Annotated in this window: 11 protein-coding genes; 2 read left to right on the top strand and 9 right to left on the bottom strand. The window is 58.7% G+C overall.

All coding sequences use genetic code 11. The annotated features are described in order from the left end of the window. Positions 1-1,025, top strand: a 1,025-nt coding sequence (locus WBG04_RS15775) for an integrase core domain-containing protein (RefSeq protein ID WP_424315416.1), incomplete at its 5' end; no start/stop codon positions are given. Positions 1,026-1,485: 460 nt separating this feature from the next. On the opposite strand, the gene WBG04_RS15770 is transcribed toward WBG04_RS15775, so the two are convergent. From WBG04_RS15770 to WBG04_RS15735, 8 genes are all read right to left on the bottom strand, one after another. Beyond that, positions 1,486-3,168 carry a choice-of-anchor D domain-containing protein gene (locus WBG04_RS15770; RefSeq protein ID WP_424315415.1) on the bottom strand — a complete coding sequence of 561 codons (1,683 nt, stop codon included), beginning with the start codon at positions 3,166-3,168 and terminating at the stop codon, positions 1,486-1,488. 171 nt (positions 3,169-3,339) lie between these two features. Beyond that, positions 3,340-4,338 (bottom strand): biotin synthase BioB, encoded by a 999-nt coding sequence (bioB, locus tag WBG04_RS15765; RefSeq protein WP_424315414.1) that lies wholly within the window; start codon positions 4,336-4,338, stop codon positions 3,340-3,342. Positions 4,339-4,374: 36 nt separating this feature from the next. Then, the gene (locus tag WBG04_RS15760; RefSeq protein ID WP_424315413.1) at positions 4,375-5,049 is read right to left on the bottom strand and encodes a hypothetical protein; all 675 of its coding nucleotides are present in this window, start codon (positions 5,047-5,049) and stop codon (positions 4,375-4,377) included. Between the two features lie 62 nt (positions 5,050-5,111). After that, a complete protein-coding gene (locus WBG04_RS15755) occupies positions 5,112-6,251 on the bottom strand; it encodes a MalY/PatB family protein (RefSeq protein ID WP_424315412.1) in 1,140 nt (379 codons plus the stop codon). Positions 6,252-6,333: 82 nt separating this feature from the next. Next, a complete protein-coding gene (locus WBG04_RS15750) occupies positions 6,334-7,287 on the bottom strand; it encodes an ROK family protein (protein ID WP_424315411.1) in 954 nt (317 codons plus the stop codon). A 53-nt stretch (positions 7,288-7,340) separates the two neighbouring features. Next, the gene (locus tag WBG04_RS15745; protein WP_424315410.1) at positions 7,341-8,078 is read right to left on the bottom strand and encodes a type III pantothenate kinase; all 738 of its coding nucleotides are present in this window, start codon (positions 8,076-8,078) and stop codon (positions 7,341-7,343) included. Then, the gene (locus WBG04_RS15740; RefSeq protein ID WP_424315409.1) at positions 8,078-8,521 is read right to left on the bottom strand and encodes a hypothetical protein; all 444 of its coding nucleotides are present in this window, start codon (positions 8,519-8,521) and stop codon (positions 8,078-8,080) included. The genes WBG04_RS15745 and WBG04_RS15740 overlap by 1 nt, the downstream gene beginning before the upstream one ends. 97 nt (positions 8,522-8,618) lie before the next feature. Next, positions 8,619-10,001, bottom strand: coding sequence for an ammonium transporter (locus tag WBG04_RS15735; RefSeq protein ID WP_424315408.1), 1,383 nt, complete (start codon positions 9,999-10,001; stop codon positions 8,619-8,621). Positions 10,002-10,479: 478 nt separating this feature from the next. Between WBG04_RS15735 and WBG04_RS15730 the strand changes: the two genes are divergently transcribed. After that, the gene (locus WBG04_RS15730) at positions 10,480-11,250 is read left to right on the top strand and encodes a TorF family putative porin (protein WP_424315407.1); all 771 of its coding nucleotides are present in this window, start codon (positions 10,480-10,482) and stop codon (positions 11,248-11,250) included. Between the two features lie 76 nt (positions 11,251-11,326). Here WBG04_RS15730 and WBG04_RS15725 read toward each other — a convergent pair. Then, on the bottom strand, positions 11,327-11,937 hold a 611-nt coding region (locus tag WBG04_RS15725), incomplete at its 5' end, for a tyrosine-type recombinase/integrase (RefSeq protein WP_424315406.1).

Raw genomic sequence — 11,937 nt, 5'->3', positions numbered from 1 at the left:
AGTGTGTGGCGAACCGGACTGAGGAGTGTGTCGAGCGCCTGATCGTTGCAGAAAAGCGTCTGCATTCAACTTGGGGACCAAAGAAGATCCACGACGTCCTTTGGGTGAAGCACGGCTTGAAGAGTCGGCCAGCGATCAGCACGGTCGGTGAGGTGTTAAAGCGCCATGGACTGGTAAAGACTCGTAAGCGTCGGGGAGGACTTTTCACGGTTGAACGCTCGACTCCAACCACCGCTGAGCGCAGTAATCATGTGCTGGGAGTGGACTTCAAGGGAAGCTTCATGCTGGGCGACGGTGAACGCTGCGATCCATTGACAGTGAGTGACCTTTTCAGTCGCTTCGTGATGAAAGTCGAGGCGATGCCGGACATGACGGTGAAGTGGACAAAGCGTGAATTTCAATGCATTTTTAGGCGTTATGGGCTTCCTGAGATCATCCGGGTAGACAACGGATCACCGTTTGCCTCGATGGGGCCGGGTGGATTGAGCCGATTGAGCGTGTGGTGGATCAGCCTTGGAATTGAGGTGCAGTTCAGCCGTCCGGGATGCCCTCAAGACAACGGTTGTCATGAACGAATGCATCGAACGATGAAGGCGGAATGTTGCGTGCCCGGGAGCGTGAATCGATGGGCGCAACAGCAGCGCTTTGATCGCTGGAGAAAGGTCTTCAATGAGGATCGTCCGCACGAAGCGCTCGGGATGCGTCGGCCGGCGGAAGTTTATCAACCCTCCGCGAAGCGGCTCGATGAGCGCATCAAAATGGAGCTCTATGATGCCGGAGTGGAAACCCGGCGAGTGAACTCCGGAGGCTTCATTTCATTGAAGGGAAATGCCTGCTATGTGGGGGAATCGTTTGTGGGCGTCGACGTGGCGGTAGAAGAGAATCCTGAGACTGGATTACTAGGGGTGCGCTTTGCAAACGTGAAGCTCGGCTGGCTGGAGAAAGGTCCCAAAGCTCGGCTCCGGCCTCCGGCCTACGCCGAGCTTTGGAAGAGCAAGCTTGCCTCAGAATCTAAAGCAAAGTAGATAAGAAAGTGTAACCCATGTGGTCGGTTCGTTTGTAACCCATGTGCCCGTTCATACCGACGAACCTCCGTCCGCAGCAAAAGGCGCAGCAAAAGGGGGCAGTCAAGGTTTTCATCACAAATGAATAGGTAGGCAGGACTGGCGCGTATGGACAGGATGTCCTTGGCCGAAGCGTTCAGGATGAACGCGCTCCGTTTGGGAGAGTTAGAGAGGAAGGGGGGCTGAGAGTGCTTTAGAAAAGGTATGGCCATTCGTGGCAGGTGATAGATCCTGTAGTCCTTGAGAGGGCTGGGGCGCATCTAGCCGTTGCTGTTCAGTTTCTCGGCGTCGGTTCGTTCTCTGGTAATCGAGAAGTCTGGAAATTCACGCAGAGATCCGGGGTTCCATCATGATCCTCTGGGTTTGAAGCCAGAGAAGGACGCTGTCCAAGAAACGGCTGTTTCAGCCAAGTGGGGCCGAATCAGGGCTCGCGCTCGAAAGGTAGTTCGACTCTGACCCGGCCGAAGCATTTTGGTTCGGTGCTCAGATCGACGAGTTCGTCGATGAAGACCCGCTCCCAGAGGAGGTCGATGTCTTCGACCGTTTCGCGTCCACGGAAGACGGTGAAGGGGCCTTCCAGATCGGGTGACTTCAGGGTGGCGTAGGCGAGACCACTACCCTTGCGACGAAGAAACTCGAAGCGGAAGAAGAAGATGCCGGTTTCCTCGATCAGTTCGAATCGGGGAAGACCGGACAGGCCGCCCTCGACCATGAGGGAAGCATCGGGACCGGTGAGATCCATGTTGAAGCCGTATTTCAGGACGTTCTCGACGCCGTCATTGAAGGGGATTTCTTCAGGCAGGGTATCAAAGTCTTCAAGGCCGGCTTCCTCCATGCTCGCGAAGAACATGTCCTCGGCGTCGGCGCCATTTCCTTCGATCTCGAGCGTGAAAATCGGTGTGTCGGGGTCGTTGCTTTCCACCTCCAGGGTCGTGCTCTCGATGCCCGCTGCTGTGGGCGCGAAGCTCACGGCAAAAGTGGTGGCGTCTTCAATGATGACGCCTGTGTTGGTGTCGAGAGTGAAGAGCTCGTCGTCGCCGCCAGTGAGATTGATGTGGTCGATCGTCAGCGAGACATTGCCGAGATTTCTAACGACGAAGACATAGCGGGCTTCGGAGCCGATGGCGATGTCGCCGAGTTCGAGGGTGCTCGCATTGGCAAGGCGGGTGTCCTGTGGATAGGAGACCGAGATGTTGGCTTCGAAAGCGGTGATCGACTCGGCGGCGTAGGTGCTGTCCTTGCCGCCTGCGGTGGTGAAGTCGCCGCCGACATACAAGTTGAGCCCGTTGTTGGTAAGGGTCCGCACCAGACCGTTGGTTCCTGAACCGAGCTGGCTCCAAGCGCTGCCGTTCCATTGGATGATTCCCGCGGTGTTGCCGGCGAAAATGTCCTCATCATTGGCGGCGATGGCATAGACCGTGGCGCCGATGCCCGTGCCGAGACCGCTCCAGGCGGAGCCGTTCCAGCGGGCGATGCGACGTCCGGAGGAAAGTCCGCCTGCTTGTGAGAACTCGCCTCCCGCGTAGATGTTGCCGTTCGAAGTGGTCAGGGCGAAAACCTGGCCATCGACGCCAGTGCCAAGAGCGGTCCATTCGGTGCCATTCCATTGGCCGATGCGATTGAGGGTCACGCCGTTGGCGAGAGTGAAGTTGCCGCCGGCGACGAGGGAACTGCCATTCGAGGTCAAGGCATTGATGCGGCCGTTGGTGCCGTTGCCCACGGCATTCCAGTTTTCGCCGTCCCAGCGTGCGAGATTGTTGGTCGCAATTCCACCGGTGATGGTGAATTGTCCGCCCGCGTAGAGTTCGTCGCCGACGGCCGCGAGGGCATACACCGTGCCGTTGGGGCCGATGCCGAGCGGGCTCCATTCGGAGCCGTTCCACATGGCGATGTTGATCGCGCGCTCGCCTCCGGCTTCGGTGAACTGGCCTCCGGCGTAAAGATTGCCGTCAAGCAAGGCGAGGGCATGGACCCGATTGTTCAAGCCGTCACCCAAGGCTGTCCAAGTGGTGCCATTCCACATCGCGACCCGGTTGGCGGTGATGCCATTGACGGAGGTGAAGTCGCCGGCGCAGTAGAGGTTTCCGGCGGGATCGAGGATCATCGCCCGGACGCGTGCGTCAAAGCCGGGATTGCCGCCGAGATTCAGCCACTGGGTTTCGTCGTCGAATTGCGCCGAGGCGGGCAGCGTGAACGCTGCCCAGATAGAGATCAGAAGGTAAAGGTGGTTTCTGATGAGCGGGTAGGGCTGGAAACGAGGTTTCCGAGGTCGGGTTCAACTGCAGCAGGCGGGGCTGAGCGGGCGGTCATCGGAGGCATCGGGTGCCACCATGTCGCGATTCGGCGCGAGGGTGGTGAGTCCGAGTTTTTCTAACAGCGCGCGGTCCTTCTCAACGGCCGGATTCTTGGCCGTGAGAAGTTTCTCACCGTAGAAGATCGAATTCGCTCCAGCGAAGAAGCAGAGGGCCTGGGTTTCATCGGACATCCGGGTGCGGCCGGCGGAGAGGCGGACCTTGGCTTTTGGAATGGCGATGCGGGCGATGGCGATCATGCGTACGAGGTCGAAGACATCGACCGGTTCGGTGCCTTCGAGAGGCGTGCCCGGCATTGGCATGAGGGAGTTGATCGGCACGCTTTCGGGCTGGGGATTGAACTCGGAAATGACTTCGAGCATCTTGAGCCGGTCATCGTTGGTTTCTCCGAGGCCGAGGATCCCGCCGCAACAAACCGACATGCCGGCATCCTGGACGTTGCGGATGGTGCGAAGGCGGTCGTCGTAGGTGTGGGTGGTGACGATGTTCGGGTAGTGCTCGGGTGAGGTGTCGAGGTTGTGATTGTAGGCAGTGACGCCTGCTTTCTTGAGCCGCTTGGCTTCTTCGGGCCCGAGTTCGCCAAGGGTGACGCAGACTTCCATGCCGAGTTTTGAGACATCCTCGATAATTTCGATGACCTGCTCGAAGCGCTGGGTTCCCCCTCTAACACCGCGCCAGGCAGCACCCATGCAGAAGCGGGTTGAGCCGGTATCGCGTGCGGCCCGGGCTCTTTCCATGATGGTTTCCTTTTCCATCAGGCGTTCGGCTTCGACGCCGGAGCTGTAGCGCGCCGATTGGGCGCAGTAGGAACAGTCCTCCGAGCAACCGCCGGTCTTGATCGAGAGCAGGGTGCAGAGTTGGACGTCGGCCTGAGGCCAGTTCGCTTCATGGACTTCGCGGGACTGCTTGATGAGGTCGAAGAAGGGGAGGTCGTGAAGGGCTTTGAGTTCGGCGAATTGCATGGTCTGGTGAGGGTAAACCGTGATTGATGAAATGTGTTAACGCACCCAGCTGCCTTTGACGACAGGCAGTCGTGCTTGGCCGACGACGGTGTAGTCCGTCGGGCCTTTGGCACCTTCGAGTGAGACGCCGAGTTTGCGTTTCCAAACCTGGCTCATGCTTTCACCGGTGTGGCAGCCCCAGCTTTTGCAGTAGGCGTTTTTGGCAAAGACGGAGCGCTTGACTTTGGAGAGGTCGTTTTCGTGCAGCCAGACGGACGATGCGCCCATGATGTCGTTGCTGTAGTCGAACATGAAGCAGTACTTGTTCGAGTGGCCGAAGAAGTCGAAGGTGACGATGGAGCCACGTGGTTGGCTATTGATCCTCTGAATCAACTCGGCGTTGCTGTCGAACCAAAGGAGGGTGACGCTACGCTTGCGGGCGAGGTCGGTGATCCAGGTGGTGTAGGGCTTGCCATCTTCGCGAGAGCGGGTGCGGTAGCCGTCGCGATGGACGATCCAGACGATTTTGGCATTCGGTCCGTAGGCCTTGCGGATCTCGACCATGCGCAGGGTGGAGGCCCGGATGAAGTTCGCCCACCAACGGTCGTGCCGGTCCTTTTCAACCCGGAGGTCTTCCCATTGCCGCAGGGCAGGTCCACCCGTGAGGATGACGTGCTCGGCCTGACTCAGGGTGGTCAGGGCGAGCAGAATGATCAGGACGAGGCGTGGCATGGCGGGGAGTCTGGCGATGGATCCGGCGGGTGAGAAGTGTGAATTACGGGCGGGGGTGGGTCTTACGGAAAGGCGCTGGCGACCTTTTCAAGGCCTTCAAGCATGCGCGCCCGTGGACAGGCGAAATTGAAGCGGAACCATCCGGGCCAGCCGAAGAAGGCACCGTCCGAGACGAAGAGTCCGGCTTCCTTTTCGAGGTGTGTGGCCGGGTTCTCAATGCCGGTCTCCCGGGCATCGATCCATGCCAGATAGGTGGCTTCGCCGACGACGGCTTTCATGTTTGGGAGCCTCTTGGCGACGAACTCGAGGAGCAGGTCGCGATTCGTCCGAAGATAGTCGATGAGCTGGAGCCTCCATGCTTCGCCATCCCGATAGGCGGCTTCGGCGGCATAGTAGGCGAGGAGGTTGATTTCGGTCAGGGTGTGACCGCGCGCAGCGGTGAATTTTCGACGGAGGGTATCATCCGGGATGACGGCGAAGGCGTAGCCAAGGCCGGCGATGTTCCAGGTCTTGCTGGGTGAAAGCAGGGTGATGGTCCGTTGGAGAAGGGGCTCAGGCAGGCGCAGCGCGCTGAAGTGGGGCGTCGCCGTTTCATCGAGGATGAGATCGCAGTGGATTTCATCGGAGACGAGGATCAGCTCGTGCTTGTCACAGAATTCGGCCAGACGAATGACTTCGGCTTCGGTGAAAACGCGACCGAGAGGGTTCTGGGGATTACAGAAGAGGAAGACCTTCGTCGAGGGGGTGACGGCCTTCTCCAAGCCATCCCAATCGAGGGTCCAGCGACCGTCCTCGAATGAGTGATCGACCGTGATGAGTTCAGCCTCCGCATCGCGATGCACGCCGAGGAAAGGGGGATAGACGGGGGTGCAGGTCATCACCGCATCTCCGCTTTCACAGAAGGCCCGGGCGGCCAGCGACAGCGCGGGAACCAGTCCGCCCAGATGCACGATTTGCTCGACCGGCACGGTCGACGACTGCCGTTCCTGAAGGTAGGTGAGGATCGCTTCGTTGAGACCTTCGTGAGCTTGAGGGTAGCCAAAAATTCCGTGGTCAACGCGACGATGGAGGGCTTCGATGATTTCCGGGGCGGAGGCGAAGTCCATGTCCGCGACCCAGAAGGGATCGAGTTCCGGTCGGCGGTCGAACTTGATGCAGCCGCTGCCTTGGCGGGCGATGGGGACGTCGAAATCGTAGGTCACGGACGCGGAGGTATCTGGCCGCGGTTAAAGTGCCAAGTTCCAAGGCGCGGGGATTTGAAATCGAGAGGGCGCTCGCGAGCCTTCAGGGGAGGATCGCAACCCCTGCGGCTTCGAGGCTTTGGGCGGCCGCTCCGATCATGCCGGCTTCGTTTCCGAAGCGGGCGGGCAGCACCATGAGGTGTTCCTTGAAAGGCCCGGAAAGCTGGGAGTAAAGGTGGGCCGTGAGCGGTCCAAAGAGCAGGTCGCCGGCCTTGGCCACGCCGCCGCCGATGATGACGGCCTGCGGGTTGAGCAGCCAGCAGCAGTTCATGACCGCGCTGCCAAGCTTGGCACCGATGAGATCCCAGAGTTTGAGCGCCACTTCGTCGCCGTTATGAGCTGCTTTTGATAGTTGGGAAGGCGTGCAGTCCTCGAGGGCGCGTTCAATGCCAGCGTCGAGGTAGGCTTGTTGGGCGAGCCCGGCAATTTCCTTGTTTCCGATGTATTCTTCCAGAGCTCCGGAGTTGTTGTAGGTGCCGGGGCGGCCCTGCCAGTCGATCGTCATTTGACCGACCTCACCCGCCGCGAAACGAGCCCCGCGGAGCAAGCTGCCATTGGCGACGACGCCGCCGCCGACGCCGGTGCCGAGAGTAATCGCCACCAGATGGTTGAGGCCCCGGCCCGAGCCACGTTTCCATTCGGCGAAGGCCATGCAATTGGCATCGTTATCGACAATGATGGGAAGGTCGATGCGCTCGCTGAGAACTGCCTTGAGGCGGTAGTTTTCCCAGCCGGCGACGTTGGTCAGGTTGTGAACGATGCCATTTTCGAAATCGACGAATCCGGGGACTCCGACGCCCACCCCGGCAATCCCGCGGTGGCGGCTGCGCAGCTCTTCGATGGAGTCGATGACTACTTCGACCAATGAATCGGGGCCGTCGAACTCCTGGGTGGCAATGGGTGGGATCTGTTCGATGACGTTGCTGCGATAGACGAGGCCGATCTTGATCGTTGTTCCGCCGATATCGACGCCAATGGCAAGAGGTGTTTCGGGCATTTCAGTTCTTCTAAGTGGGACAGCTTCGAATGACACGCACATTCATCGGGGTGTCACAAAAAGACCCGCTCGGCGATGCTGCGGAGGCCATAGAGCGTGAGATCGGGGTCGACTTGGTCGATTTCCGAGACTCCGCGTGCGATCAGGGCAGCGTCGCCGCCGGTCGCAACGGTATGAGGTGTGTCGCCGAGTTCGCGGCGGATCTCGGAAAGTATCTCCCGCACCAGACCCCGGTAGCCGATGACGGCGCCGGCCTGCATCGCACCAGCGGTGGACTTGCCGATCGCGGTGGGAGGCTCAGCCAATTCGAAAGGAGGGAGGAGGGCGGTTTTCCGACCAAGGTATTCGCTCATGGCTCCAAGTCCGGGAGCGATGACCCCTCCGCAGTAGGCGGGTTCAGAGGAAATGACGTCGAAGGTCACCGCTGTGCCGAAGTCGATCACGACGGCTGGGAAGCCATGGCGTTCGACGACCCCGACGGCGTTGGCCAGCCGGTCTGCTCCGATCGTTTCGGGCCTTGGGTAGTCGATGCCGAGTTCGAGGGGGCTCTGATGGGTGAGGCGATGGATCGGACAACGAGAAGCGATGAAATCTTCCAGGATTCTTCTCTTATCGGGGACGACCGAGCAGATCAGGGCGGCATCGGCTTCGATTGCCTCAAGGGCGCTGTTGAGCGTGGCGGCGCTGATGTCTTCGGTTGGAATCCAGAACGGACTCCTGAGTTCGCGGGATCCCTCGGCCACCGTGAACTTGGTGCGGGTGTTGGAGTTGTCGACGAGGAGGATCTTCATCACCAGTGGCTCGATTGATGGAAGCGAAATTCCCTGGATTCGAGATCAGGAATGATGGGTTCACCGCGAATCAGAAGCTCCCCGTCATTCAGCCGCAGCCGAAGCGGTCCGACGACGTCCTTTGAATCCAGCCAGAAGCGGAATGAGATCGCTTCGGCTTCTTGCTCGGCAGATCCTTCAATCGTGATGTCTGCGGGTTTCAGTTCGCGTCCGTCCGCAAGTGCGAGGCGCACCGGTTTCTCGAAATCGTGGCCGCGGGAATCCGTGATCTTGACGTAGGCATCGAGCCAGAAGAAGTCCTGGTCGCGTTCAATCCGGCTGAAGACGACCTTGGCCCGAGCTTCCGGATCAGGGTTCCACTCGTAAGGCTTGAGCCATTGCCAGGCGGCGAAGCCGAGACAGATGATCAGCAGGGTGACGAGAATTCGAACGCGACGGTTCACGGGCAGGGCTTTAACGGGGAGTGGCCCTCCGGCCAACGCAAAAACAGGCGGCCCGTTTCCGGACCGCCTGCTGTGATTGCTTGGTATGAGCTGTGGATTACTCGCCGTAGGCTGGGGAGCCGTGCTCGGCGACGTCCAGTCCTTCGGATTCTTCCTGCGCATCGACCCGGACTCCCATGACCATCTTCAGGATGAAGAACAGGATGAAGGAGCAGATGAAGGCGAAGGCGCTGATGGAAAGGGTTCCAATCAGCTGAGCTGAGAACGAGATCTTCTCACCAGCGAGCTCTTCCTTACCGAAGATGGCGACAGCGAGGGTTCCCCAGATGCCGCAGACACCATGGACAGAGATCGCACCGACCGGATCGTCGATCTTGATCTTATCGAAGAAGAGAACGGCGACGACCACGAGAGCACCTGCGATGGCACCCACGACCACTGAACCCCATGGGGTGATGGCACCGGCACCGGCAGTGATACCGACGAGACCAGCGAGCATACCGTTGAGGCTCATGGAAAGGTCAGGCTTCTTCAGAACAATCCATGAAGTGAAGATCGCGGCGAGACCGCCACCGAATCCAGCCATTCCTGTGGTAACGAAGACGCGGGAGACACTCTGAGGATCGGCACTAAGCACCGAACCGCCGTTGAATCCGAACCATCCGAGGAAGAGGAGGAACACACCAATCGCTGCGAGAGGCAGGTTGTGGGGGAGGATCGGCTTCACACCTTCCGAGGTATACTTGCCCAAACGAGGGCCAAGGATGATGACCGCTGCGAGAGCTGCGAAGCCCCCGAAGGCGTGGACCAGCGATGAGCCAGCGAAGTCGATGAACTGGCCAGTGTCGTCGACACCTTCAGCACCACCGAAACCGTTGAGCCAGCCACCGCCCCACTCCCAGGAACCAGTGATGGGGTAGATGAACGTCACAAGGATCGCGGCGTAGATCATGAAGGTAGGGAGCTTGATGCGCTCCGCAACAGCACCGGACACAATCGTCGCAGCGGTAGCTGCAAACATGGCCTGGAAGATGAAGTCAGCCCAGTAGGTGTAATCGGCGTAAGCTCCTGTCATGTTTTCTCCGACGGCAAGAGGGTCGGCGTAGAAGGAGTTCGTCACCGGAGTTCCCATGGCCCAGAATTTGCCGAAGGGCTCTTCCCAGCCGGGATACATTCCATTGAAGCCATAAGCCATGTAGCCCAAGGCACCGATGCAGACGATGAAGACGTTCTTAAACAGGATGTTGACCGTGTTCTTCTTCTGACAGAGGCCCGACTCAACACAGGAGAAGCCGAGGTGCATGATAAAGACCAGGGCTGCCGCGATCAGGATCCACAGGTTGTTGACCGTAAACATGGCGGCATCCGAACCCGCCATGAAGGCCTCGTAGGTGCCTTCCGCTGGGGGTTCATCCTGACCGATGGCCGTAGCCGTCAGTAGGAGGGGAGTAAGGAACATCAGTTTTTTAAGCATTCGCATGGTGTTGGCGGTGGTTGTTATTTGAATCAAAGGGCGGAAAGCAACCGCCGTGCCAAACTCGGAGGTCGGCCGGCAAAGTCCGGAATTTTTCCTCGGCTATTTGTCTAACCCGCAGATTTCCAAAGGCTTTCCGGTGCTGGTCTTCACCAAGAGAATCGTTGCCTTCGCGCGAAGGTCACGATTTGCCCGGAAGTCGCCGGGCGGGGTCAATTGGACGGTTTACGTTCCTGTCGGGTATGCGCCTTTAGCCATGAATTGGTCTTGCCATGGCCCGCGGGGGTCTCTAATTACGCCGCCGAGCGACGAGCTCTCCAGGTTTTTTGCTGGACAAGACTTTTAAGGTTTCTTAAATAAACGCCTGAAAGTGACTGTCCTTCATGTAAACCATCATGGAGATGATCATCATTCATGGTCTCCATCACCATCCGGCAGCACCCGGACAGATGAAGACTCCCAGCAACCGAAACACAAACACAAGATGCGCAACTACAGCAAAACTATTGGTGCCCTAGCCGCTGCCTCCACCCTCGTGGTCGGCTCCGCTACGGCGAATGAACTCGATGGCGAAGTCAATGTTGGCTATGCTAACATGTACGAATTCCGATTCGTTGACTTTGGCAACGACCTCTTCTCGGCAGGATTCGACCTGTCCTATGAAACTGGACCAGTGACCCTCTCCGGTGGTGCCTGGTATGGTTCATGGGCTCGTACTCCGGGTCTCGCTGGGATCAACACGGCCAACCAAGAGCTTGATCTCTACGCTGGCATTGGCACCGATCTCGGTCCTGTTAACTTGGAAGTTGGTTACATCGCTTACCTCTTCCCAAGTTTTTCGGGTTCGAACACTCAGGAGCTTTACCTCGCCGCTGGCGCTGATCTCGGTTGGGGCATTGGCCTCAGCTCGACTGCCTTCTGGGATTTTGATCTTTTGAATGGTCTCTACGTCGATACTGCTTTGACCAAGTCATTCCAGTTCAATGATTGCCTCTCGCTCGATCTGGCAGTTGGTTTCGGCTATGCTGACGGTCTTGCTTCACAAGTTGCCGCCGCTCCACGCGTCGGAACTGTGGATTCGATCAACGGTTACTATGTCTCCGCCCAACTGCCTTGGGAATTCCGCAGCGGTGTGACTCTCACCCCGTATGTGAAGTACACCGATGGCAACAGCGATCTGGTTACTGGTCCTAACCCCGGCGACGTCGGTCAGGACTTCTTCATCGCTGGTGTGAAGCTCGCCGTGGCATTCTAAGTCACCTGTTTACTTCCACTATTTAGCAAGAGCGGTCGTCCGAAAGGACGGCCGCTTTTCTGTGTCTCGCTGCGTCTTATTTCGCGCGAGGATGGGCGTCATCGTAGGCGGAGCGCAATCGCTCCTTGGTGACGTGGGTGTAGATCTGAGTCGTTGAGAGCGACGAGTGGCCCAGCAGGCTTTGAACCGAACGAAGATCCGCTCCGGCATCGAGCATGTGAGTCGCGAACGAGTGGCGGAGTTTGTGGGGTGAGATTTCGAAGGGTATCGACGACAGCTTGAGGTATTTCTTCAGCAATTGATCGATCGCCTGCTGCGTGATGCGGGTTCGGCGCTTGCTGAGGAACAGCGGCCCGTTGGTGATGGCGGCTTCTCGTTGATAGCGCTGGATGGCGACGATGGCAGGCTGTCCGATGGGGATCATGCGCTCCTTCGAGCCCTTGCCGAGGACTCTGAGGTTCTCTGAGAGGAAATCGATATGCTTGAGATCGAGCGAGCGAAGTTCCGAGATGCGCAGGCCGCACGAGTAGAAGAGTTCGAGGATGGCGGCGTCGCGCAGGGGGAGCCACGGGGGGCTGTTCTTGGCGATCTCAACATTCAGGGGGATGGAAAGTAGTTCGTCGATCTGGGCGATGCTGAGGACGACTGGAAGCTTCTTTTCGGGCTTCGGAAGCTGAACTTCCGCGA

This window comes from Haloferula sp. (assembly GCF_049672945.1).
Lineage (GTDB): Bacteria > Verrucomicrobiota > Verrucomicrobiia > Verrucomicrobiales > Akkermansiaceae > Haloferula.
The sequence above is the reverse complement of the archived record's forward strand: the minus strand, read 5'-3'. Positions and strand labels throughout refer to the sequence as shown.